General features: G+C 66.7%; 23 protein-coding genes. 13 read left to right on the top strand and 10 right to left on the bottom strand.

Annotation, left to right across the window (positions count from 1 at the left end; genetic code table 11):
• Nucleotides 1-44: 44 nt before the first annotated feature.
• Entirely contained in the window at nucleotides 45-638 is a 594-nt protein-coding gene (locus A5747_RS00215) for a cytochrome b (protein WP_076121284.1), read from the bottom strand.
• Nucleotides 635-1,765 (bottom strand): catalase family peroxidase, encoded by a 1,131-nt coding sequence (locus tag A5747_RS00210; protein ID WP_304528771.1) that lies wholly within the window; start codon nucleotides 1,763-1,765, stop codon nucleotides 635-637. The genes A5747_RS00215 and A5747_RS00210 overlap by 4 nt, the downstream gene beginning before the upstream one ends.
• Before the next feature lie 310 nt (nucleotides 1,766-2,075).
• Between A5747_RS00210 and A5747_RS00205 the strand changes: the two genes are divergently transcribed.
• The 5 genes from A5747_RS00205 (at nucleotide 2,076) to A5747_RS00185 (ending at nucleotide 7,599) form a co-directional block, all read left to right on the top strand.
• The gene (locus tag A5747_RS00205; RefSeq protein WP_076121601.1) at nucleotides 2,076-2,696 is read left to right on the top strand and encodes a TetR/AcrR family transcriptional regulator; all 621 of its coding nucleotides are present in this window, start codon (nucleotides 2,076-2,078) and stop codon (nucleotides 2,694-2,696) included.
• Between the two features lie 101 nt (nucleotides 2,697-2,797).
• The gene (locus A5747_RS00200) at nucleotides 2,798-3,934 is read left to right on the top strand and encodes a phosphotransferase (protein WP_076121281.1); all 1,137 of its coding nucleotides are present in this window, start codon (nucleotides 2,798-2,800) and stop codon (nucleotides 3,932-3,934) included.
• Between the two features lie 117 nt (nucleotides 3,935-4,051).
• Nucleotides 4,052-5,812, top strand: coding sequence for an amidohydrolase family protein (locus tag A5747_RS00195; protein WP_076121279.1), 1,761 nt, complete (start codon nucleotides 4,052-4,054; stop codon nucleotides 5,810-5,812).
• A gap of 10 nt (nucleotides 5,813-5,822) precedes the next feature.
• Nucleotides 5,823-7,193 carry an SRPBCC family protein gene (locus A5747_RS00190; protein ID WP_076121277.1) on the top strand — a complete coding sequence of 457 codons (1,371 nt, stop codon included), beginning with the start codon at nucleotides 5,823-5,825 and terminating at the stop codon, nucleotides 7,191-7,193.
• Between the two features lie 25 nt (nucleotides 7,194-7,218).
• Nucleotides 7,219-7,599 (top strand): hypothetical protein, encoded by a 381-nt coding sequence (locus A5747_RS00185; RefSeq protein ID WP_233147905.1) that lies wholly within the window; start codon nucleotides 7,219-7,221, stop codon nucleotides 7,597-7,599.
• Nucleotides 7,600-7,653: 54 nt separating this feature from the next.
• On the opposite strand, the gene A5747_RS00180 is transcribed toward A5747_RS00185, so the two are convergent.
• The 3 genes from A5747_RS00180 to A5747_RS00170 all read right to left on the bottom strand — a co-directional run bounded on the left by A5747_RS00180 (nucleotide 7,654) and on the right by A5747_RS00170 (nucleotide 11,287).
• On the bottom strand, nucleotides 7,654-8,094 hold the full coding sequence (locus tag A5747_RS00180) for a nitroreductase family deazaflavin-dependent oxidoreductase (protein ID WP_076121274.1): 441 nt from the start codon (nucleotides 8,092-8,094) through the stop codon (nucleotides 7,654-7,656).
• A 32-nt stretch (nucleotides 8,095-8,126) separates the two neighbouring features.
• Complete coding sequence (locus A5747_RS00175; protein ID WP_076121272.1) at nucleotides 8,127-9,704, bottom strand: SulP family inorganic anion transporter; 1,578 nt, start codon at nucleotides 9,702-9,704, stop codon at nucleotides 8,127-8,129.
• A gap of 254 nt (nucleotides 9,705-9,958) precedes the next feature.
• Nucleotides 9,959-11,287 (bottom strand): sensor histidine kinase KdpD, encoded by a 1,329-nt coding sequence (locus A5747_RS00170; protein ID WP_076121597.1) that lies wholly within the window; start codon nucleotides 11,285-11,287, stop codon nucleotides 9,959-9,961.
• 222 nt (nucleotides 11,288-11,509) lie between these two features.
• On the opposite strand from A5747_RS00170, the gene A5747_RS00165 reads away from it, so the two are divergent.
• Genes A5747_RS00165 through A5747_RS00155 form a run of 3 tightly spaced genes read left to right on the top strand, consistent with a single transcriptional unit; the run spans nucleotide 11,510 to nucleotide 14,602 of the window.
• On the top strand, nucleotides 11,510-12,121 hold the full coding sequence (locus A5747_RS00165) for a TetR/AcrR family transcriptional regulator (RefSeq protein WP_076121270.1): 612 nt from the start codon (nucleotides 11,510-11,512) through the stop codon (nucleotides 12,119-12,121).
• Between the two features lie 25 nt (nucleotides 12,122-12,146).
• Nucleotides 12,147-13,358 (top strand): acyl-CoA dehydrogenase family protein, encoded by a 1,212-nt coding sequence (locus A5747_RS00160; protein WP_076121268.1) that lies wholly within the window; start codon nucleotides 12,147-12,149, stop codon nucleotides 13,356-13,358.
• Between the two features lie 26 nt (nucleotides 13,359-13,384).
• The gene (locus tag A5747_RS00155; protein WP_076121266.1) at nucleotides 13,385-14,602 is read left to right on the top strand and encodes a GNAT family N-acetyltransferase; all 1,218 of its coding nucleotides are present in this window, start codon (nucleotides 13,385-13,387) and stop codon (nucleotides 14,600-14,602) included.
• On the opposite strand, the gene A5747_RS00150 is transcribed toward A5747_RS00155, so the two are convergent.
• Complete coding sequence (locus A5747_RS00150) at nucleotides 14,599-15,789, bottom strand: cytochrome P450 (RefSeq protein WP_076121264.1); 1,191 nt, start codon at nucleotides 15,787-15,789, stop codon at nucleotides 14,599-14,601. The two genes, A5747_RS00155 and A5747_RS00150, sit on opposite strands and share 4 nt — an antisense overlap.
• Before the next feature lie 16 nt (nucleotides 15,790-15,805).
• On the opposite strand from A5747_RS00150, the gene A5747_RS00145 reads away from it, so the two are divergent.
• Entirely contained in the window at nucleotides 15,806-16,753 is a 948-nt protein-coding gene (locus A5747_RS00145) for an FAD-binding oxidoreductase (RefSeq protein ID WP_076121595.1), read from the top strand.
• 195 nt (nucleotides 16,754-16,948) lie between these two features.
• On the opposite strand, the gene A5747_RS00140 is transcribed toward A5747_RS00145, so the two are convergent.
• On the bottom strand, nucleotides 16,949-17,428 hold the full coding sequence (locus A5747_RS00140; protein WP_076121263.1) for a helix-turn-helix domain-containing protein: 480 nt from the start codon (nucleotides 17,426-17,428) through the stop codon (nucleotides 16,949-16,951).
• A gap of 106 nt (nucleotides 17,429-17,534) precedes the next feature.
• Between A5747_RS00140 and A5747_RS00135 the strand changes: the two genes are divergently transcribed.
• Complete coding sequence (locus A5747_RS00135) at nucleotides 17,535-18,014, top strand: hypothetical protein (RefSeq protein WP_233147903.1); 480 nt, start codon at nucleotides 17,535-17,537, stop codon at nucleotides 18,012-18,014.
• Nucleotides 18,015-18,085: 71 nt separating this feature from the next.
• Here the strand turns inward: A5747_RS00135 and A5747_RS00130 are convergent, their stop codons facing one another.
• Nucleotides 18,086-18,367: a hypothetical protein gene (locus A5747_RS00130; protein WP_076121250.1), complete on the bottom strand. Its 282-nt coding sequence runs from the start codon at nucleotides 18,365-18,367 to the stop codon at nucleotides 18,086-18,088.
• 248 nt (nucleotides 18,368-18,615) lie between these two features.
• Between A5747_RS00130 and A5747_RS00125 the strand changes: the two genes are divergently transcribed.
• Nucleotides 18,616-19,842: an MFS transporter gene (locus A5747_RS00125; protein WP_076121249.1), complete on the top strand. Its 1,227-nt coding sequence runs from the start codon at nucleotides 18,616-18,618 to the stop codon at nucleotides 19,840-19,842.
• A gap of 1 nt (nucleotide 19,843) precedes the next feature.
• On the opposite strand, the gene A5747_RS00120 is transcribed toward A5747_RS00125, so the two are convergent.
• Complete coding sequence (locus A5747_RS00120) at nucleotides 19,844-20,239, bottom strand: nuclear transport factor 2 family protein (protein WP_076058827.1); 396 nt, start codon at nucleotides 20,237-20,239, stop codon at nucleotides 19,844-19,846.
• A gap of 81 nt (nucleotides 20,240-20,320) precedes the next feature.
• Here A5747_RS00120 and A5747_RS00115 point away from each other — a divergent pair, with 81 nt between their 5' ends.
• Together A5747_RS00115 and A5747_RS25170 are read left to right on the top strand one after the other, a co-directional pair.
• On the top strand, nucleotides 20,321-20,896 hold the full coding sequence (locus A5747_RS00115; protein WP_076121247.1) for a hemerythrin domain-containing protein: 576 nt from the start codon (nucleotides 20,321-20,323) through the stop codon (nucleotides 20,894-20,896).
• A 27-nt stretch (nucleotides 20,897-20,923) separates the two neighbouring features.
• Nucleotides 20,924-21,091, top strand: coding sequence for a hypothetical protein (locus tag A5747_RS25170; protein WP_175611253.1), 168 nt, complete (start codon nucleotides 20,924-20,926; stop codon nucleotides 21,089-21,091).
• Here A5747_RS25170 and A5747_RS00110 read toward each other — a convergent pair.
• Nucleotides 21,088-22,560: an FAD-dependent monooxygenase gene (locus A5747_RS00110; protein ID WP_255376681.1), complete on the bottom strand. Its 1,473-nt coding sequence runs from the start codon at nucleotides 22,558-22,560 to the stop codon at nucleotides 21,088-21,090. The genes A5747_RS25170 and A5747_RS00110 overlap by 4 nt on opposite strands.
• Between the last annotated feature and the right edge of the window lie 64 nt (nucleotides 22,561-22,624).

Raw genomic sequence — 22,624 nt, 5'->3', positions numbered from 1 at the left:
GTGTCGATCATATTTCGGCCGGCCACAGCCCGGACAGGCGGTGGTCAGGCCTCGGTTGCCTCCCGCTCTGGCGACGCAGTTTTGCCCGGCCACAGCGCCATGCGGTCGAGAAGTCCGTCGCGGAGAACGAGTGTGTGAAACAGCACCGCGCAGACGTGAGCGGTGAAGGTCAGGAAAAGCAGCAGGGCGACGACGTTGTGGGCCTGCCGAAGCACCGCATAGACGTCGATGTTGTGTGGCGCGATGGCGGGCAGCTGAAATGGCCCAACCATGCCGACGGGAAACCGCGCCGCGGAGAGCATGGCCCACCCGATCAGGGGCTGGATGAGTAGCAGGGCATAGAGCAGGTACTCCGACCACGACGCGATGCGGCGCTCGGTGGGGCCCATGGTGGCCAGGAAGGGCGGGAGCCGGTGGGTGAGCCGGTTCGCCAGGCGCACCACGGCGAAGATCAGGATCAGCAGCCCCAGCGGGCGGTGTATGGCAAGGAGCAGCGGGTAGTAGCTCAGCGAAGCGATCATGGTCACCCCGATGAGCAGCTGCGCGATGACCATGGGCGCCATCAGCCAGTGCAAGATTCGGGAGGGGAGGGCGAAACGCCCACGGGCGGCGGGTGTTTCGTTCGTCTCGTCGGTCATGGGAGGACCCGACCAACGTTGACCTCACTGGCCGACTTGGGTTCCTCGGCGCGGCGGGTGAAGGAGCGCGCGTAAACCGCCGATCTCGCGGCAAGCAACGGGTCGTCGGAGGCCGCGATGCCGTCGGGCAACACCAGCGGGTCGAAGTTGATATCCCGGGCGTTGCCCGCCTCCTCGGTCGCCACCGCGGTGATCGTGATGGTGCCGGCGTCGATGGAGCGTCGCGATTGCGGCCAGGGTTTGGTGGCGTCGTTCGTCGGATCCCCGGGCTCGCCGATCGTGAGCACCAGCCGCCAGTTCAATGGCCGCAGCGCCAACGCCCCGATGAGGTCGTCGAACAGGTAGTCCTTTCCGCCCGACCGCGCCGGGGCATTTGCCACGCCGGCTTCCAGCGGAACGGCGGACCAGCGCACGGGAACGGTCGCGCCCGCGCGGTTGGTGAAGTGAAAGGCATTCAGACCGTAGAACGTGCTGTCCGCGAATCCCGCGCTCGGTGGCGACTGCTTGATGATCTTCATGGCCGCGACGGTCTCGGGGTGGCGGTCGAGGAATTGGGCCATCGCCTGCGGGTCGGGCTTGCCGGTGCCGGGCACGAGCCTGGACGCGAGCAACCGCTCGTAAAACCCCTGCGGGGTGCTGTCGGCGAAAACGGGAATGTTGACCATCGCCGTGCGCCACTGCTGGCCGTTGGGAGTCTGGAAAAGCAGCCCCAGTCCGCGGACCGTGTCGGGCTTGTCGGCCTGATCCGGCAGGCCGCCGGACAGCGAAAACCGACCGATCACCGGAACGCTGCCCCGCGCGAAGACCGCCGCGCGGCAGATGGCCGCGCCGGCACCCGTGCTCGCGAAAGATCCTGTGGCGGACAGCCCTTTGGCATGGTTGCGCCGAAACCCGTCGTGGTGGCCGTAGACATGTTCGAAGCGATCGGCGAACCCTGAAGGCGTGAGTTGCGCGCCCGGCCGGAGCCAGCCACCGGCATAGGCAAAGCCGCCGACGTCCACCGCGGCGAAACCGGCGACCGCACCCATCCCGAGCAGCGCGCTCCGCCGGGTCAGCGCGCCGACGCGGGTGGGCTTGGCTTCGGCGGGGTTGTCGTCCCGCTCGCCTTCCTGGTCACCGGTTTCCATGCCCACCGTCCTTTCGGTGCTTTCCCGGTGGAGGCTACGGTGCGGCGCCGGACTTCGTTCAACGTGCGGGTGCTCGGTGCGGCAAAGTTCAGCTAGATGTCATCTGGCCCGCGCGAGAACGAGGCCACCTTGCCGTAGCCGGCGGTCAACACCATCGTGCCGTGCGGCAACGCGGCGAATAAGGTAGGAGATGGTTTCGTCCGCGGCGGAGTGGCCCATTAGTCACCTTCTAGGTCAGGTAATCGCCTGCGCTGCAATGGGATTCGACGATAGAAAGGCCAGCAACAACGCATCCCGTAACATCGGCGCCATGGAACCGAGCCGCTGGTGGGGCGACGACCGCGCGATCCTCGATGACGAGGAGGCCCGCCGGCGCATCCTGGACGCCGCCGGCCGCTGCATCGTGCGCCGCGGCAGCACTCAGTTCCGGGTGGGCGAGGTGGCGGACGAAGCCGGGGTGTCGCGGTCGACGGTGTACCGGTACTTCCCGGGCCGCGACGACGTCCTGCTGGGCCTGCTGCTGATGCGCATCGACAACGCGCTCGGTGAACTCGTGCGCTCGCTGCCCGCTCCCGACGACCCGGTTCGGTCGGTGCCCGAGATGGTGCTGGCCCGCGTCGAGTCGGTGGATGGCAATCCGCTGAACGAAGCGCTGTTCGCGGCCGAGAGCACCGCCGTGGCCACCGCCCTGGAGAAGGGGTCGGAACCGATCGTGGAGTTACTGCTGCGGCACTACGAGCCGTTGCTGACTCGATGGAAGCGGGCGGGCCGTCTCTACGACGATCTCGAGGCCCGGTCGATCGTCCAGTGGCTGCACACGGCCACATTGTTTTTGCTGGCGCCCGCGTGGCGGCGCCGTCCCTCGGCCGACAAACGTGAATTCGTCGAGCAGTTCGTGGTGCGCGCCCTGGTTCCACCAATCAGACAATAATCGGGTATTGTCTGATGCCCAGACGTCCGGTTATTTTTGTCTGACGGCGCTGGTCGAGCGCTCCGCGACACTGATCGGCGCCCGAATCAGGACGGTACGACATGAAAGACGCTGTGGGACAGGCCTTCTCCGCCGTGGGCCTGGCCGCCCATCTGGGCCGCGGCCTGGGCCGGGTGACCGCGGACGCGGTAGTCGCAGGCCGGTTGGGGTTACCCCGCACGGTCGACGACGTCGACGCCTCGGTCCTGTCCAAGATCATGGCCAAGACCGTCAGGTCGGTGCCTGTCCTGGGCAGCGACGCGGGGACGTCGTCGCGGGCGCGGTTGGTGCTGACCGGCAAAGACGTACCCGAGTCGGTGTTCGTCAAGCTCGCGGCACAGACCGCCGCCACCCGTTTGATGGGTGAACTCGGCAGGCTCGGGCACACCGAGGTGCGTTTCTACAACCACCTCGCACCGGAACTGACCGGCGTGCCCGAGTGCTACGGCGCCGCATTCGACCCCTGGACGGGCCGCTATCTGTTGGTCCTGGAAGACCTCCCGGCCGAGTCGTGTGAATTCCCCGACACGTTGCACCCGCTCTCCCCCGACCAGGCCAGCCTCATCGTCGAATTGCTGGCCGAGTTGCACGCCACCTTCTGGCATCGCCTGCCCCGCAACGGGCGCGGCCCGCTGGGATGGCTCTACACGCCGTCGGGCGACGTGACGTCCCTGCTGACCGGTTCTCTGATGCACGCGTCGATCAAACGCCTCGCCGATCGCACCGACATCCCCGTCGAGAATGGCCGCTTCATCGCCGACAACTACCGTGCCGTCGCCGCGGCCATCGACACTCCCCCGCATACGGTCATGCACGGCGACGCGCATCCGGGCAACATGTACTTCTACGGCGGCAAGGCGGGACTGCTGGACTGGCAGGCCGTGCGGCGCGGACACCCCTCGCGCGAACTGGCCTACACCCTGATCACCAGCCTGACGCCGGAAGACCGCCGCGCGACCCAGCGCGAGCTGCTCGACGACTACCGTCGTGCGCTCGCGGCCGCCGGGGGACCCGGCCTGGACCGCGACGACCTGTGGCTGCGGTACCGCCAGGGCGCGCTGTACGCATATGTCGCCCCCCTGATCACTGCCGGAATGGGCGGAATGCAGGTCGAGGGCATCGCGATGGAAGGACTCCGACGCGGGGTCGCGGCGCTCGACGACCTGGACACCGTCGCGGCGCTGAAGCGTTCCCTGTAGCCGCGGCGAAATTCGGCCGAACCTATTGCCATAGCCGCCGGAGGAGTTACGCTACTTCGAGTAGCGAAATACCCGCACATCTCACTCGCAACGCATGGCGACGAGAAGGAGAGTTTCGTGTTCGACCTCAAGATCACCGGTGGCACCGTCGTCGATGGCACCGGCGCGGATCGCTTTCGCGCCGACATCGGCATCAAGGATGGCGTGATCGTCGACGTCGTCCGCCGCGGACACAGCGACGCCGAAATGGGCGGTGAGGCCGCCGAAACCATCGACGCGACAGGTCATGTCGTGGCCCCTGGCTTCGTCGACATCCACACCCACTACGACGGCCAGGTGAGCTGGGACAGCCTGCTGGAGCCGTCCAGCGGCCACGGCGTCACCACGATTGTGACCGGCAACTGCGGCGTCGGCTTCGCGCCGGTGCGGCCCGGCACCGAGCAGTGGCTGATCGAGTTGATGGAGGGCGTGGAGGACATCCCCGGCACCGCGCTGACCGAGGGCATCACCTGGGGCTGGGAGACCTATCCCGAATATCTCGACGCGATCGGCAAGCAGAAGTTCGCGATCGACGTCGGGAGTCAGGTAGCCCACGGCGCCATCCGCGCCTACGCGATGGGTGAGCGGGGCGCCCGCAACGAGCCGGCCACCCCCGACGACATCGAGGCGATGGGCCGGCTGGTCACAGAGGCGATCGAAGCCGGTGCGCTGGGATTCTCCACGTCGCGCACGATGGGCCACCGTGCGATGGACGGCGAACCCGTGCCCGGAACATTCGCGGCCGAGGAAGAATTGTTCGGCCTGGGCCGCGCCATGGCCGCCGGCGGTCAGGCGGTGTTCGAGCTGGCCCCGCAGGGATCCGCGGGCGAGGACATCGTTGCCCCGAAGAAGGAACTGGACTGGATGCGGCGGTTGGGCGCCGAGATCGACCGGCCGGTGTCGTTCGCCCTGATCCAGGTGGACGCCGATCCGAAACTGTGGCGCGAAATGCTGGACCTCTCCGCGGACGCGCACGCCGCGGGCAGCCGGTTGCACCCACAGGTCGCGGCGCGCCCGTTCGGCATGATGATCGGTTTCCAGGGCCATCACGGTTTCAGCCACCGGCCCACCTATCGCCGGCTGCAGGCCGAGTGCGGCCGCGAGGAACTCGCCCAGCGCCTGGCCGATCCCGCGGTGAAGGCCGCGATCCTGTCGGAGGACGACCTGCCCGCCGACCCCACCCTGCTGTTCGACGGCATGTTCGCCCTGGTGCAGCACTCCCTGCACCGCCTCTACGCGCTCGGCGACCCGCCCGACTACGAGCCCACCCCCGACCGCACCGTCGCGGCGATCGCCACAGCTCGCGGCGAGGACCCGCTGTCGACCCTGTACGACCTGATGCTCGAGCGGAACGCGACCGCCATGCTGATGCTGCCGCTGTTCAACTACGCCGAGGGCAACTGCGAGGCGATCCGGGAGATGTTGTTGCATCCCGCCGGGGTGCTGGGGCTCTCCGACGGCGGCGCGCACTGCGGGATGATCTGCGACGCCTCCTACCCGACGTTCCTGCTGACGCACTGGGCGCGCGACCGCAGCCGGGGCGAGAAGTTGCCGTTGGAATACGTGATCCGCAAGCAATCCCGCGATACCGCACACCTTTTCGGACTCACCGATCGTGGCACGATCGAGCCCGGCAAGAAGGCCGACATCAACGTGATCGACCTGGACGCGCTGAGGTTGCACCCCGCGGCGATGGCCTTCGACCTGCCCGCCGGCGGGCACCGCATCCTGCAGGGCGCGACCGGATACGCGGCCACGATCGTCAGCGGAACGGTGACCCGGCGCCACGACGTCGACACCGGCGCCCGTCCCGGTCGCCTGGTTCGGGGAGCGCGCTAGGGCCCGGCGCGTGAAAGTGGTCGCCGGCAACCCGGCCCGCACCCGCGACGAGGATGCGATCGGCATCCCGCCGGAAGGCCCGACCCTGGTGCCGGCCGAGCGTTACTACTCTCCGGCCTTCGCCGCGCTCGAGATCGAACGGATGTGGCCGAAAGTCTGGCAGGTCGCCTGCATGCTCGACCACGTCGCGGAGCCGGGCGACTATTTCGACTACCGCTGCGGGCCGTACGGAGTACTGATCGTCCGCGGTGACGACGGTGTGCTCCGCGCCTTCCAGAACGTCTGTCGCCATCGCGGCAACTCGATCTGCGCCGGCTCGGGTTCCGGACTGCGCGAGCTGAAGTGCGGCTATCACGGCTGGACGTGGGACCTCGCCGGCGCGCTCAAGCGGGTGCCCAACCGCAAGGGATTCGGCGCGCTGCGCATGTCGGACTTCCCGTTGATACCGGCCAGGGTCGATACCTGGGAGGGCCTCGTCTTCGTCAACCTCGACGTCAACGCGATACCGCTGATCGACTACCTGGAGTCGGTGCCCGACGACATCGCCTGGTGCAACCTGGGCGACTTCCGCTGCTACGCCACCCTCACCGTCGAGGTCGACGCCAACTGGAAGACGATTGCCGACGGCTACAGCGAGACGTATCACATTCAGACGCTGCATCCCGAACTGCTGCGCTGCGTCGACGACATCCATGCGCCACAGCAGATCTGGGGTCATACCGGCAAGTCCGATCAGCCCTACGGTGTGCAAAGTCCGCGCTTCGACGGCGCATTGAGCGATGAAGAGGTTTGGGACGCCTACGTTTACACGCAGGGCGCGCTCATGGGCGCGGCCGAAGGCACGCCCTTCCCCGCCGATGAACTCCAGCCCGGACAGACGGTGCAGGACCTGATCGCGGCACGCACGCGGGCGTTCGCGGCATCCCGCGGTGTCGATCTCGACTGGGCCGACACCGACCGGATCACTCGGCTGCACCAGTACAACGTGTTCCCCAACATGACGCTGCTGGCCAACGCCGACCACCTGACCATCATGTGCTCGCGACCCGGGCCGGACCCGGACCACGGCGAGTTCGTCATGTTCTTGATGACGCGGATGGCGCCGGGCGCGGCGCGCAACAAGCCGACGGACGTCCGCATGAGCGCCGGCGATGCCGAGCCCGGCCTGGTTCTAACGCAGGACATCCGCGTGCTGCCGGGCTTGCAGCGCGGCTTGCACCAACCCGGCTTCACCCACTTGGTCCTCTCGGGCGAGGAGCGGCGGGTGATCAACATGCATCGCAATCTCGAGCGCTACCTCGACCTGCCCGAGGCCGAGCGGATCGCCGCGACGGCGTCCGCGGATCGCGGTGAAGTAATTGGCGCGGAGCCTTCGAAATAGCCCCCGAGCGAATTAGAATCCGGCTGTGGCGATCCCGTCGAACCCGTGCGGTGGCGAGTGGGGGCGGCTATCACATCGGCTAGAGATGCAGTACCAGATTGTCGGCCGCAGGGGGGCCCGGCGGCTGTGCAAGCGCTTCGCGCAGGTGGGCGTCAGAACGCGGCCGGACCGGCTGCAGCAGATGCTGGCGGGCATGCCCGGCTCGGACGACGAAGTGACCGACGTCAGGTTCGCTTTGATCGCGTCACAGCTGAATCGTCAAACGCGGGCCGCGAAGCTGAAGCGCCTGCAGCGGCACGGCACCCGGTCGCTGTTGTTCGCGGGCCTGGTTCTGGTCGTGTTGAACTTCCTTTTCTGCGTTGCCTACGTCTTGTTGAACCTGGCCCAACAGGCCACGCCGCTGTAAAACTGTCCGCCGTCGATCGCACGGTCAGCGCGGCCACAGCGCCTTCCTCCGGAGCTAGTTTGGCTCGAGTCTGAAAACCGCGCATCGACCCGCGAGGGCCTCGAACTCGTCGGCGGATCCCCGGCTGACCAGTCCTGCGCGCTTAAAGAAGCCGACCCCCCTCGGTACCTTTTCCGGAAACGCGCGCAATACCGGCCGGGCCTGCTCCGCGCTGAGTTCGACGAAGCTGACGCGCTGCGCCCTGCGGCCCCGGGTGACGGTCCCTGCGCCGGCGGCGCGAGCGTTGAGCACCCAATCCGCGTTCGCATACCCACCGACGACGTAGAGGCCGTCGTGCAGCGTGAAGGGAGTCGCGGGCGTGCTGCGCGGTTCACCCGATTTGCGGCCCGGCACGGTCAGCACCCGCACCGGCCCAGGCGCGATTCCGGCTCTGTGCATGGCCATCATGACCTTGTTGACCGGCTTGAGCCAGGCGGGCGGTTTCGGATCAGACATCGCTCCATTCGTATCAACCAGGCTGATATATGTCAAGGTAGCTGACACTTATCCTGCTGCACCAAGCTCAGGTGGATGCGGTCGCGGCTACTCTTCGTTGACGTGACCGGCATGCGATGAGCGCGCCGGCCCGTTGCGACCTCGCCGTCGATCTGGACCGTTCCGCCCGTGGCGTGGTGCTGTCGCTGCCAGTCTGAAATCGCCTGATGCGCAGCGTGATCGAGGTAGTTGACTAAGAGATGGACGGTGACCGTGGTGCGCTCGGGGACGGACGCCAGCACACCGGTTAGCCGCGGCAGGGTCAGGAACGTGCATGCTCCCTCGATGACCACGCGCCACTCTTCACCCACCGGCTCGGCCTCCACCCGCGCCCGTATCACCCGCCAACCGGTCAGGACGATGGCCACGATGAGCCCGATCAGCACGCCGTGCAGCAGGTTGAGAAAGACGACGCACACCGCGGTCACGAGGTAGACGGCGATGTCCCCGTTGCGAAGGGCGTTCTCGACGTGCGCGGGCTTGAGCAGCTCGATCCCGATGACGATGAGCAAGCCGGCCAGCGCCGCCGTGGGAATCTGCTCGACCACCTCCGCGAACGGCAAGGCGAACAGGAGGACCCAGACTCCGTGCAGGATCGTCGAGGCGCGGGTCTTCGCGCCCGCGTTGACGTTGGCCGCGCTACGGACGATTACCCCGGCTATAGCTAGGCCGCCGATTGCGCCCGACACCAGGTTGGCCGCGCCCTGACCGATCAGCTCGCGGTCGAAGTCGGTGCGCGGCCCATTGTGCATCCGGTCGATCGAAACGGCGGTGAGCAGGCTCTGCACGCTGGTGATGAGCGTGACGGTGATGACGCCGATTGCGACGGCTCCCCAGTTTCCGTGAGGCAGCGTCGGGAGTTGCAATGCCTCAAGGACCGAACCCTCGAGTTCGATGCGGGGCACGTCGAACGGCAAAACCACCGAAACGATGGTCACCGTCACGATGGCGACCAACGGTCCGGGGATGCGGGCCAGTCGGGGTGGAGCCCAACGCCATGCGACCAGAATTGCGATCACGAGTACGCCGAGAATGACGCCCGGCCGGTGCGCACCGAGAATCTGCGATGGTAGGCCACTGACGTTGGCCCACGCCGAGCTTTTGGATTCGCCGCCGAGTAACACGTGCGTTTGTTGCAGCGCGATCGTGATTCCGATACCGGCCAGCATCGCGTGCACGACGACCGGCGAGATAGCGAGCGCGGCACGCGCAACGCGGCTGAGCCCCAACAACACCTGCAAGACGCCGGCCGCCGCGGTAATCAAACACGTGACACCCCAGCCGAACTCAGCGATCAGGTCGGCCACGATGACCGTCAGCCCCGCGGCTGGACCGCTGACCTGAAGCGCGGACCCCCCTATCGCGCCGGCAACGATTCCCCCCACTATCGCGGCGATCAAGCCGGCAAGCACCGGCGCGTTAGAAGCGATCGCGATACCCAACGACAGCGGGAGCGCTACTAGGAAAACCACCAGCGACGACGGCACGTCGTAGCGAACAATCTGTCTCAACCGGCGTCCTACGGGTTCGTCTTCGACGACCGGTTGGGCGACCTCGTCGGTGTGCTGCATCGGTCCTTCCTGACGCGGACTGCACTGTAAATGCTTGGCGCACTGGTGATTACAACAGGCGCGAAGAGTTCATGGCCTGCACTGAAACGGCTGACTCCCCGGTTCGAAGGTAGGTGGCGCGCCGCGCGGGCGGCAACTCGGCAAGCCGTGCGCATAGCGAATGCAAATCTTTTGGTTCGTCTATTTGCGGCGAATCGCCGCACTCAAATGCGCTGTTACATAGTCGTAACTATTGCGCCCGAAGCATATTCGCTCTAGGCCGGACCCCGCCCGTCACCCGCCAACGTCACGAGAAGTCGTGTCCCACCCAACGGGCTCGCGTGCAAAGACGCTTTGCCGCCATGCAATTCGGCCTGCTGGGCGACGAGCGCCAGCCCCAATCCGGACCCAGAGCGCGACGCCGTCGACCCGCGGGAGAAGCGTTCGAACACCGCGGCGCGCTCTTCTTCGGGAATGCCGGTGCCGTTGTCGTCGATGGCGATTTCCACGCCGTCGCCGGAACTGGTTAGGTTGAGCTGGATTTCGGTGGCGCTACCGTGCTTGACGGCGTTGGCGATGGCGTTGTCGATCACTAGTCGCAGGCCCGTGGGCAACCCGACCATCAGCACTGTGGGCGAGGGCACCAGCGATACCTGCAGGCCTGGGTAGATGCGCAGCGCGTCGTGTGCGGCCCGGTCCAGTAGTTCGGTGATGTCGAACGGAACGAAGTCATCGACGGTGGTCAGATCGCCCTGGGCCAGTCGTTCGAGTGCCGTCAGGGTGGCCTCGATCCGGCTCTGGGTGCGTATGACGTCGCTGATCACCTCTTTGCGCTGTTCGGCGCCCAACTCCAAGGTGGACAGCACCTCCAGGTTGGTGCGCATGGCGGTCAGTGGAGTGCGCAGTTCGTGGGAGGCGACGGCGGCGAAATCGCGGGCCGATTCGAGCGCCGCCTTCGTGCGCTGCTGCTCGTTGCCGATGCGGGCCAGCATGCCCTCGACCGCTTCGGCGATCTCCACCGCCTCCCGAACGCCGCGGACCTGAACCTCGTCGGGGCTGGATTGGGCATTGATGGCGCGGGCCTGCTGGGCGAGCAACAGAAAAGGATTGACCATGATCAACGAGATCACCCAGCCGACAAGGATCGTCCCGCCGATGACGCCCGAACAGATCAACAACACCCTCAGGTGCAGTTCGTCGATGCGATGTTGAGCTTCGGCCAACGGCGCCGCAAGCGCGATCGATGCCGGGCCCGCGGTGAAGGTGCGGACCCGGTATTGCACGCCGTTGATGGTCGTGTTGGCGTATCCGTTCGGGAGTTGGGGCAGGACGATATTGCCCGGCACCGACACGGTCGTATCCCCGATGCGCGCGGTGCGCACCAGGTTTCCATCCGGCATGGGCCGATCGGGGTTGGTGAGCTGTGCGCTGTTAAGCAGCGAATTGATATCACCGAGGCTGGTCACCGAATCCAGCCGGCGGTCGAGCTGGCTGTACTGGTCGTTGGTGACGCCGATCCACACCCACAGGCCGAGGAGGACGACGAGGGTCATCACCGATAGCGCGGCCACGATGACGATCGTGCGCAGCGACAGCACGCGCATCGGGAGCCGCATATGACGAAAAACGCGAATATCAGGCTCCCTCTATTGCCCGCGAAGTGCCCGGTCGATGTCGTGGACGATAGTAGCGACGGCGGTACGGCGCGAAAGGATGGCGTGGCAAGGCGCTCGCGATCCACGGTGGTTTCTCGGTGAGCTAGCCGTCGCCGGGCCGGCTGACGAGGTCATTTGCCTCGGCACTAGGTGAGTGAGTACTCTCTCACCATGCCTCCATCGGGACGCGACCGTCTGCTGGGCGAGGCGCTGAAGCTGTTTGCCGCCAAGGGGTACGCGGCGACCTCGGTGGCCGACATTCAGCGCGCGTCCGGCCTCGCCCCGGGTTCGGGTGCGCTCTACAAGCACTTCGGCTCGAAGCGTGAGCTGCTGGAGGCCGCCGTCGCGTACCGGATCGACAGCATCGTGGCCGCGCGAGAGCAGTACGACGCCGGGCAGTCGGGCAGCGTCGAGGAGGCGGTGCGCACGGCGGGCGAGCTGATCTGGAGCAACCTGCGCGAAAGCGAGGATCTGCTCAAGGTCATGTTGCGCGAGCCCGCCGAGGTCGGCGATCTCGAGAAAAAGACGTGGCAGGTCATCACCGACAACGCCTACCAGCGCTTCGCCGACGAATTGGCGGCGTCAAATCGCTCCGGCCGCACCTGTATCCCGGACCCCGAGGCGGCCGCGGCCGTGGCAATCGGGTCGCTTTCCTACGCCGCAACGCTGCAGGCCCTGACCGGCCGTTCTCCCGGAAACATCGACGACGACCGTTACTTCGAGGCCTGGGTCAACCAGACGGTCAGCGTCCTAGCGCAATACACGAACCGCAAAAACCGTTGACCACAACATATTTCAGGAGCAAGCCGTGACCTTTTCACTACAACTGAGCGACGACGTCATCGAGGTCCGAGACTGGGTGCACAAGTTCGCCAGCGAAGTCATCCGGCCCGCCGCGGCCGAATGGGACGAACGCGAAGAGACCCCATGGCCCGTGATCCAGGAGGCCGCCAAGGTGGGCCTCTACTCCCCCGATTTCTTCGCGCAGCAGGCCGCCGAGCCGACCGGGCTGGGATTTCTGACCACGTTCGAGGAGATGTTCTGGGGCGACGCGGGTATCGCGCTGTCCATCCTCGGCACCGGGTTGGCCGCGGCGGCCTTGGCGGGCAACGGAACTCCCGAACAGCTGGGCCGCTGGCTGCCCGAAATGTTCGGCACGCCTGAGGATCCCAAGCTCGGCGCGTTCTGCTCGTCGGAACCCGACGCGGGGTCCGACGTCGGCGCCATCCGGAGTCGTGCGCACTACGACGAGGCGGCCGGCGAGTGGGTCCTCAACGGCACCAAGACCTGGGCGACCAACGGCGGCATCGCCAACGTGCACATCGTGGTGGCGTCGGTCTATCCCGAGCTCGGCGCGCGCGGCCAGGCCACCTTCGTCATCGGGCCGGACACCCCGGGTCTGGCCCAGGGGCAGAAGTTCAAAAAGCATGGGATCCGCGCTTCGCATACCGCCGAGGTGGTGCTCGACAACGTGCGTCTGCCCGAGGACGCGATCCTCGGCGGCCGGGAGAAGTTCGAGGCCCGCGTCGCGCGGGTCAAGTCCGGCGCCTCCGCGGGTGGCCAGGCGGCGATGAAGACCTTCGAGCGAACTCGGCCCACCGTCGGCGCGATGGCCATCGGCGTGGCCCGGGCCGCCTACGAGTACGCCCTCGAATACGCCTGCCAGCGCGAGCAATTCGGGCGCAAGATCGGCGAATTCCAGGCGGTGGCTTTCAAGCTGGCGGACATGAAGAGCCGCATCGACGCGTCTCGCCTGCTGGTGTGGCGGGCCGGCTGGATGGCGCGCAACAACCAGAACTTCGACTCGGCCGAGGGGTCGATGGCCAAGCTGGTGGCAAGCGAGACCGCGGTCTACGTCACCGACGAGGCGATCCAGATCCTCGGCGGTAATGGATACACCCGCGACTACCCGGTGGAGCGGATGCACCGCGACGCGAAGATCTTCACCATTTTCGAGGGGACCAGTGAGATTCAGCGACTGGTGATCTCGCGGGCGTTGACGGGGCTGCCGATCCGTTAACCCGCGCTGCGAGACATGATGGCCGGATGACCTACGAGATCCGCGTCCTCGACAGTGAGGACGACCTCGTCGCCGCGGCCAACCTGTTTCGCACGGCGATGGTCGGCTTCCCTCCGCTGCCGAATTTGCAGCCCGGCCAGATCAGCAAGCTGCTCGAGCCCGGGCGCACCGTCGGGGCGTTCGCCGCACGACAACTCGTCGGCACCGCGGACGCCGTGACGAGCGGGCTGACCCTTCCCGGCGGGGCGGTCGTCGGCCACGCCGCCGTCTCCCACATCGGTGTGCTGCCGTCGTTCACGCGCAAAGGCATCGCCACCGCGCTCATGGATCACCAGCTGCGCGACATCGCGGCGCGGGGTGAGGTGGTCGCAACGTTGCGCGCATCGGAGGCGACGATCTACGAGCGCTACGGCTACGGCGTGGCGAGTTCATCGCAAACCGTCGAGGTTCAGACGGCGCGGGCAGCGCTGCGACCGGGCGTCGGCCCCGGCGCCCCGGTGCGCCTCCTCGACACTGCGCAAACATTTGACGTCCTGCCGCGGATCTACGCCGAGAATCGTCCGTCGCGGGCGGGAACCATCGATCGCCCGGACGTGTGGTGGGAGAGTTTGCGGCTGCGGACCGAATCGTCCTCGGGCCCCGCGTATGTCGCGGTATCGGGCGATCCGGGAGCCGAGTCCGGCTTCATCCGCTACCGTCCGGTCGACACCGAAAGGTGGTTCGTCAGCGATCAGCGCACCGTCGTGGTCGAAGATTTCTTCGCGCCCACCCCCGACGCGTACCTGGGGCTGCTGCGTTTCCTGCTCGGCCTCGATCTCGTCGACCGCGTGATGTTCTGGATGCTGCCGGTCGACGATCCGCTGCCCTGGCTACTGGTCGACCGGCGGGCCATGAAGATTTCGGCGGTGCATGACGAGACGTGGTTGCGCGTAATCCATGCCGAGAAGGCGCTGGCAGCCCGCCGGTACGTGGGCGACGACGCCGTCACCATCGCCGTCAATGACCAGCTGCTGCAGCATAATTCGGCCAACTTCGCCATCGCGGGCCACGGCGCGGAGCCAACGAATCGGCCCGCCCAAGTGCACGTCGGTGTCGAGGGGCTCGCCGCCGTTCTGCTCGGCGGCGCCACCTGGCGCGGTCTGGCCGTCGCCGGGCTGGCACGGGCCGACGATCCCGCGGCACTCGCGGCCGCTGATCGGCTGTTCGCGGTGGCCGAAACGCCGTACGCCGGATTTTTCTTCTAGGCCGCGCTCCGGCTGAAGCTCGCGCGCAGCGATTCGAAGCCCTGCAACGTGTTGTTCAAGAGCCGCACAGGCTGGTCAACCTGGATCCGTGTGACTTTGGGAATCATCGCTCGCAGCAGCGCGTGCATCTCCATCTTGGATAGATACATGCCCACGCAGGCGTGGGCGCCGAAGCCCCATCCGAGGTTGGCTCCCTTGCGGTGCAAGGAGAAGACCTCGGGTTGTTCGAATTGTGTCTCGTCCATGTTGGCTGACGCGTAGAGCAGTGCGACTCGTTGACCACGACGCAATGGAGTGCCGTCGATCTCGGTGTCTTTCTTCAGCATTCGCGTGAAGCCGCGCACCGGTGAGCCGAGGCGAACGGCTTCGACCGCGGCGGCGGGCACCAGCTCGGGGTTGTGCCGAAGCTCCTCCCATACCTCGAGTTGGGTGCCCAGGCTCCACAGCAGTTGCGCGGACGCCAGGATCGTTGTGTCCAGGCTCGGACCGATGAAGTCGATCACCATGGCCTTGGCTTCCGACAGCGTCAACGTGCCGGCCTGTCCTGCCGCGAGGACCGACTCCGCCCATCCGCCTTGCTTGACACTCTCGGAGCGGATCGATCGCGCATAGCGCCAAAAACTCAGTCCCACCGGCGCTGCCCTGACGGTGCGGGTGTTAGTCGGGCCCAATACGTCGAACCCGCCGCGGCCGTATTTCAGCATGCGGCGGTGGTCGAGGTCGACGCCGACGAGATCCGCGACCACCCGGATCGGCAGATAGGCGGCGAAATCGGATACCCCGTCGAACTCCGGGCTATCGCATAGCCGGTCGACGATCGCCGTCGCCTCGGCTTGCAGAACCGGCTCGATTTCGGAAAGTGCCTTGGCCGAGAGGGATTGCAGCAATACGCGCCGCCGCTTGGAGTGAGCTTCGCCGTCGCTGGCGAGCGTGGTGCCCGCGGTCAGCACGTTGGTCACCGGATTGGCGGCCACGCCGTTGCCGCTGCAGTAAGTCTCGTCATCGCTAAGCGCCTGGCGCACATCGCGATAGCGGCCCATGACCCAGAGTCGGTGCTTCGGCAGCCATACCACGGCCCCCGCATCGCGGATCTGGCGGTAGGTTTCGGCCGGCCTCAGCAGCGTCTCTTTGCCGTAGAGATCGACGGGCAAGGTCGGCGCCCCCGCCGCAGCACCGCGACGCAACATGGTCAACATTGAACACGTGATCGTCGTGATCGGCGCGGGAATATGCGGACTTGCGGCCGCCTACGAGCTCGCGCGGCGCGGGGAAGACGCGATCGTGTTCGAGCGCGGGGAACCGTTCGCCGGGCAGTCCGCTGGGCTGGCGCGGATCTTCCGCATCGCGCACCGGCGTCCGCTGCTGTGCGAGCTCGCGATGAAGGCCCGGGTGGGTTGGCAGCGCTGGGAGGCCGAGTTGGGCGCGGGGCGGCTGCTCGGCTCGGAAGGCTTCATCTCCGTCGCCGCCCCCGATGACACCGCGGCGGCCATGACCGAGGCCGGGGCGGCATTCGCCTGGCTGGACCGCCGCGGGATCGAGGCGCGAATCCCGTTTGTGGCGGCGCCGTGGGAGACCGGAGTGTTCGACCCGCTCGGCGGGAGCCTGCGCATCCGCCGCGCGCTGGGCGCCGTCGCACGGCGGGTCCCCATTCACCACGGCGAGGTGGCGTCGGTCGGTGACGACGGCACGACGGCACTCACCGACGGCACCGTGGTGCGGGCCGAGCGGGTGCTCATTTGCGCCGGGGTAGAGACGCCGGCGCTGTTCGGACCGCTCGGGGTCGAGTTCGGCCCGCACGTTCGCTTCACTTACGAGGGTGCCGACGCCGTTGGCGCCGCGTGCCTTTCCGCTGCCGAGGGTTACGGGTTGCCGCTCGGCAGCACCGGCCAGTGGGCCTTCGGCCAGGAGGTGCCGGATCCGGCGACCGTGCGGACGCTGTTTCCGTCGCTGCACCCGGTGGGCCGGGTGGATTGCTTCACCGTTCGCGCCCCGTGGCTCGACTCCCTCGGCGACGGGTGGACCGCCGCACGCCGTGGCCGGGTCGTGGCGTTCGTCGGCAGCAACCTCATGAAGTTCGGGCCGCTGCTCGGTGAGTTGCTCGCGGAGGCCCTGCTGGGCGACGAGCTACCCGGCGACCTGACGATCAATTAGGCCAAGCTCAGCGCTGCGCGACCGCCCGTTGCGCTTTGGAATGCGGAAGGGGGCTCACTCCAACGTGTTTCGCACCCCGGCTTGCGGCTCGGCCATCGTGACCTACGCACGATGACTAGGCTGATCAGCGTCGCGCATTGGTCGATCCGTTCTGCGCGCGAAAAATATCGCGGTGGCTAACGCCCAATTCGTCGGTCATGCTTGCACCGCCGGGCGGGCGCCGGGCCCGGGCCTGGGCCGTAAGTCTCGCGCGGTGACCGGTACGCCGTCATGGCTGCAGCGCATAACCAGCTCGACCGGGTACCCGCAATCGCGGTGGATGATCTCGACGGGCGGGCCGTCGGGGTCCGCCTCCCAGCGATCGCCCCACTGCATCAACGCGATGATGGCGGCCTGCAGATCAAGGCCCTTGTCGGTGAGGCGATATTCGTGGCGTTCGCGTTGCCCGGGTTCTCGATAGGGCACGCGCTCCATCACTCCCGATTCGACCAGTGTGTTGAGGCGTTCGCTGAGCAGATTGCGGGCGCACCCGACGTGGGCCTGAAACTGTTCGAAACGCCGCGCTCCGTAGAAGGCTTCCCGTAACACCAGCAGTGTCCACTTCTCTCCGACAATGTCGAGCGCCCGTTTCACTGAGCAGTTTTCGGCGCTATACCCATCTCGGACCGCGGACACGACCCCAGCATAGCAGGGTTTGACTTTGCAACTCAGGGTCCATTATGCTGCGTTGTGAAAGTAAATCCAGAGCTTTGCTCGCGAACTGGAGGCCTGCGATATGCCCATGCTGGATGCGTACATCCCCGACGGTGCGTTGCCTGCTCACGTGGAGGACGAGCTCTTGGCCACGCTGACCGACGTTCTGCTTGAGCACGAAGGCGCGGACCCCGCCAATCCGGCAGCTCGGGACTTGGCCAAGGTGTGGTTGCATCGCCCCGCGGCCGTACTGCACGCCGGTCAACGGCCCGCGATGCCGCACTACCGAGTGATCGCGTCGGTGCCAGAAGGCCAGTTCGACGACGATCGCCGGGCGAGCATGGTCGCCGCGGTCACCGCGGCAATCCTGGATGCCGAGGACGGGCGTTACGACCGCGACCCGTTGCGTATCTGGGTGTTCGCCAACGAGATTCCCGACGGCACGTGGGGTGGTGGTGGACGCATCGCAAGGTTGGCGGACATCGCCGGCATCGTGATGGGTGATCGCGACAAGGGCCGTGTCTATGCCAACCAGCGACTGGCCGGGCGCCGGTCGGTGCCGGCCTGAAATATTGGGCGAGCTGCGCTATCGCACCATCCGACGCTCGAGAACGCCCAAGGCGGGCCGCGCTGCCGCCGTCAGCCGTGCGGCGCCTCGGAGATCTTGGTGTCCGGCTTGCCCACCGTCTGGCAGTACGTCAACGCCGACAGCCGAGTCGCCGAGATCTCAATATTGCTCGGGTCAGTCCCGTTCTTGTCCTTGAGCATCTTGGTGACTTCGTCGTTCTGTTTCTTCTCGTCCTGAGTGGTGAAGTCTTTGCACTTCGTGTCGCCGCCGGTGTTGATGATCTGTGAGGCTGAACACGCCCCGGACAGCAGGGCAGCGAGCGCGATCGTGGCGGCCGCAATTTGCTTTGTCATTTGCCCTCCTGGATTGCTTGTAGTGGTGTCTGTACACCAATTCGGCTGGTTTCAAACGCGGCGGCGAGGTTTGCGCTAGCCGGTGGGCGCGTTTGCGGGCGCGCGCGGGATGCGTCGATCCAACGGGATCGGGTGGGCGCCGCGGCCCGTGCAACCTTCGGCTCAGTGGGAATAACAGTCGGGGCGCCGTCGTCTTCTACCGTTTGTCGGCCCGGCAGCGAGCGCATGACCGTGGGGAGGAAAAATCAGTGATCTCGTCGGATGTGCGCACCGGCCGGCCTCCGCCTATCGCAGTCAGTGACCAGCGCCGCGGGTCCGACGAAACCCGGGCGGTGTTCACCGGCGTGCTGGTTCTCTTGCTGTCCACGGGCTGGGTGGCCAACCACTTCGTCGCGCTGATGCCGTTGATCGGCGAGCGCCAACACCTCGACGCGGCCAGGCTCGACGCGATCTTCGGAATCTACGCGCTGGGATTGCTGCCCGGACTGCTCGTCGGCGGCCGGGTATCCGACGCGCTCGGGCGTCAGTCGGTGGCGCTGGCGGGCTCGTCATCCGCCATTGCGGGCACTTTGGCGATGCTGGTTTCGCAGCACCCTGACGTATTGCTGGTGGGACGGTTGATCGTCGGGATCGGTGTGGGTCTGTTGATGAGTTCCTGCACCGCGTGGGCGTCCGATCTGAAGGGTCCCGCGGGTGCGGCCACAGCGGGCGCTGTGTTGCTCTTGGGTTTCGCCATCGGCCCGTTCGCCGCGGGTGTGATCGCGCGGGCCGGACAGCCCGGCGTGCGGGTGTCGTTCGGGCTCGCCGCCGCGATTGTCGTGCTGGCGATGGCCATCACCGTGGTGGCGGTGCGGCGCACGGGCGCGACGCCGCCAGCAACGGCACGGGGCTGGGAGCCGTCGCAGGTAGCACGGCAGGGGACCGCGTGGGCGCTGAGTTGGGCCATGCCCCTGGCGCCGTGGGTGTTCGCCTCGGCGACGTTGGGGTTCATCGCGATCCCTACCCGGGTACACACCGGGCTCGCCGCTCCGATGGCCGTGGGCGCCGCGACGCTGGTCGTGAATGGCGTCAGTGGGCTAATCCAGGTGTTGGCGCGTGTGTTTCGCTGGGGCCCACACGCCGGCACCACCGGTGCCGCGCTGGCCGCGCTCGGTTACGCGGTCACGGCGGCCGCCCCGCCGACAATATCGCTGGCCTTGGGCCTGCCGCTGTTCGTGGTCCTCGGGTGCGCGTCCGGACTCTGTTTGCGCGAGGGCTTGATCGACCTGGAAGCCGCGGCGCCGCAACGCATCCGGGGTGCGCTCGTCGGAGTGTTCTATGTGCTGACGTATGTCGGCTTTGGCCTGCCCTTGATCTTGGCGACGGTAGGGTCGGGCGTCTCCGCGACGATTCTCGGCGTGATGGCCGTCCTGGCGCTGGCAACGGCGGTGAGTCGGGCGGTGCGGCTGCGCCGAGATGCTCACCGCCCGAGTTGATTCAGGCGAGTTCGATGGCTTCCTGTTGGATCCGTTCGAACTGAGCGCCCATCGCCTCGGACAGCGCGGTCGCACCGGACAGCGGCCGCACCATCACCATGAAGTCGTCGATCAGACCGTCCTCGTTGAAGTGCAGGAAATCGCAACCGGTGATCTTCTTGCCCGCCACCGTCGTCTCAAACACGAACGCGTGGTCGTGACCGTTGGCGTCGTTGATTTCGCGGATGTAGTGAAAGTCCTCGAAGATCCGCAACACTCCGCGCAGGATCGCCGCGGTTATCGGCTTGCCGACATACGGCTTGAAGGCCACCGGGCTGGTGAACACCACGGTATCGGCCAGCATCGCGTGGATGGCCGCCTCGTCGCGCTCCTCGACTGCCTTGCGGAACGGATGCATCAGGACACCTCGCATGGTCAATTGTTGGGTCCGCTCGATTGACGCTAGAACGGATTGACTGCTTCTGCCAGCATGGTAGGAGTGGCTGACATCACCGAATTGATCCTCGCCGACCACAATTGGTTCCGCGAACAATTCGCCAGGCTGGACGACCTGCAGGCGCAGACGCCGGAAGACCATCGCGCAATCGAGCGGGTGTGGCGACCGCTTGCCGACAAGCTCGACGTGCATGCCTACATCGAGGAGAAGATCTTCTACCCGCAATTGCTCAAGCGCGGCGCCGACGATCCCGAAGGCGAGACGCTCGACGCCATCGGCGACCACAACGACATTCGCGACGGCGTGCGCGACGCGAAGGCGGCCTCGATCGGGAGTGAACCCTGGTGGGCGGCCGTCGGCCGCACCCGGATAGCCAACGACGACCACATGGCCGAAGAGGAACGCGAAGGCTTGTCGGACTTTCGTCGGCACGCCCCCATCGGCCTTCGTGAAGCGCTCGGGCGGCAGTACAGCGAGTTCATGGTGCGCCATCCCACCACCAAGGGACTACCGATCACCGATCGCGATCCCGAAAGCTACGTCGAGGACGTCGAGGACAGCGCGCCGCCCAAACGCACCGACTATTCGCTTCGGATCGGCAGCCTGAAAGGCCGATGAGCCGGTCAGATCGGAAGGAGATCTCCCATGGCACGCGAAAGCCACGGCACCCCACCGACGCCGCCCAAGGACGCCCGGAAGGCGACCGAGGAGCAGCGTGACCTGCAGGAGAAGCTGGACCATCAGGACGAGGATCCGGACGCCCCGGGTGCGCATCAGTCGCGCCACGACCTACCGGACGAAAGCACCCGTTAGATCGGTGCAGCAGGCGCGCCGAACCAGGTGGTGAGCGCGTCGGCGAGCTCGGGCCCGGCCCGGTCACCCACCCAGGCGACATGTCCGTCGGGCCGGATCAACATCGCGGGCGCGGCGGGAACCGCACCGAGCGCCGGAAGCTCCCAATCCCCAACGTATTTGGCGTCGGCCAATTGGACTCGATCGGCCCATGGCGCGATGTCGACATCACCGGGCGCGCCGAGGTTGAGTAGCACCGGACGGGCGTCGTGGAGCAGGGCGAAAACCCGCGTCGGGCCGTTGGCGGTCACGAGGTCGAGATCGGGCATGCGGCGCCCGAGCAGCGGGTGGCCCTCGCCGAGGTCGTAGTGGATGTCGAGGCCGGACATCATCGCGGCGAATCGGCGGCGGGCCTGGTCGAGGCTGAGGAGTTCGGAAACGACGTCGCGCAGGGCCTTGGTCCGGTCATCGAGGAGGCGAAGGAGCGCGATTTGCGCCATGGTGTTGCGCAGCACGCGCGCCGCGACCGGGTGCCGTTCGGCATGGTAGGTGTCGAGGAGGCTATCGGGCGCCGTCTGCTTGATCACCTGCGCCAGCTTCCATCCCAGGTTCACCGCATCCTGCACGCCGGTGTTCAGTCCCTGTCCCCCTACCGGGTGATGTACATGCGCGGCGTCGCCGGCCAACAGGACGCGCCGGTCGCGGTAGGCCGCGGCCTGACGTGTCGCATCGGTGAACCTGGAAATCCAAGTGGGACTGTGGATCCCGTAGTCCGTTCCGTACACGGCGATAAGTGCCTCGCTCAGATCGCGTAAGTTGGGTTCGCCGCTTGGTCCGAGGTGCCGCTCGGTCACCATGACCCGAGCCGGGCTTCCGTCCGCCAGCGCATGAACGCCGAGGGCGTCGTGGCGGATGCCCCATTCCGGCGGTTGGTCTGCCTCGAAGGCCATTTCGACCTCGGCGATCAGATAGCTCGTTGTCGGATCCCAACCCGGAAAGTCGATGCCTGCCGCTTTGCGCGTCAGGCTGCGCCCTCCGTCGCAGCCGACGAGATACTCCGCCCGCAGCAACTGGCCGTTAGCCATCTCGACGTCAACGCCGGTGTCGTCTTGCGCGATACGCGTCACCTCACGTCCGCGATAAATCGGCACGCCCAGTTCCTCGACCCAGGCCGCCAGTATCCGCTCGATGTCGTTCTGCCACAGCGCGAGCCCATAGGGGTGCCGGGTGGGAAAATCGCTGATGTCCAAACGAATTTGGGCGAACCCGGCGACCTGGGCTACCTGCCCCTCGGAAAGGAATCGGTCGGCGATTCCGCGCTGATCGAGAACCTCGATCGTGCGTGAATGCAGACCACCTGAACGCGAGCCGATCACGTCTTGGCTGGCGCGCCGCTCGACCACGGCGACGTCAACGCCGCCCAAGGCCAATTCGCCCGCCAGCATGAGCCCTGTCGGGCCTGCCCCGACGACCACCACCGAAACATGCACGTCGCAACCCCCGACCGAGTGAGTTATGGCTTCGGCCAACGATTTTGCGATATGACCCCGGTCT

This window comes from Mycobacterium sp. IS-836 (assembly GCF_001954275.1).
GTDB lineage: Bacteria > Actinomycetota > Actinomycetes > Mycobacteriales > Mycobacteriaceae > Mycobacterium.
This window is presented reverse-complemented; position numbering and strand designations above follow the sequence as displayed.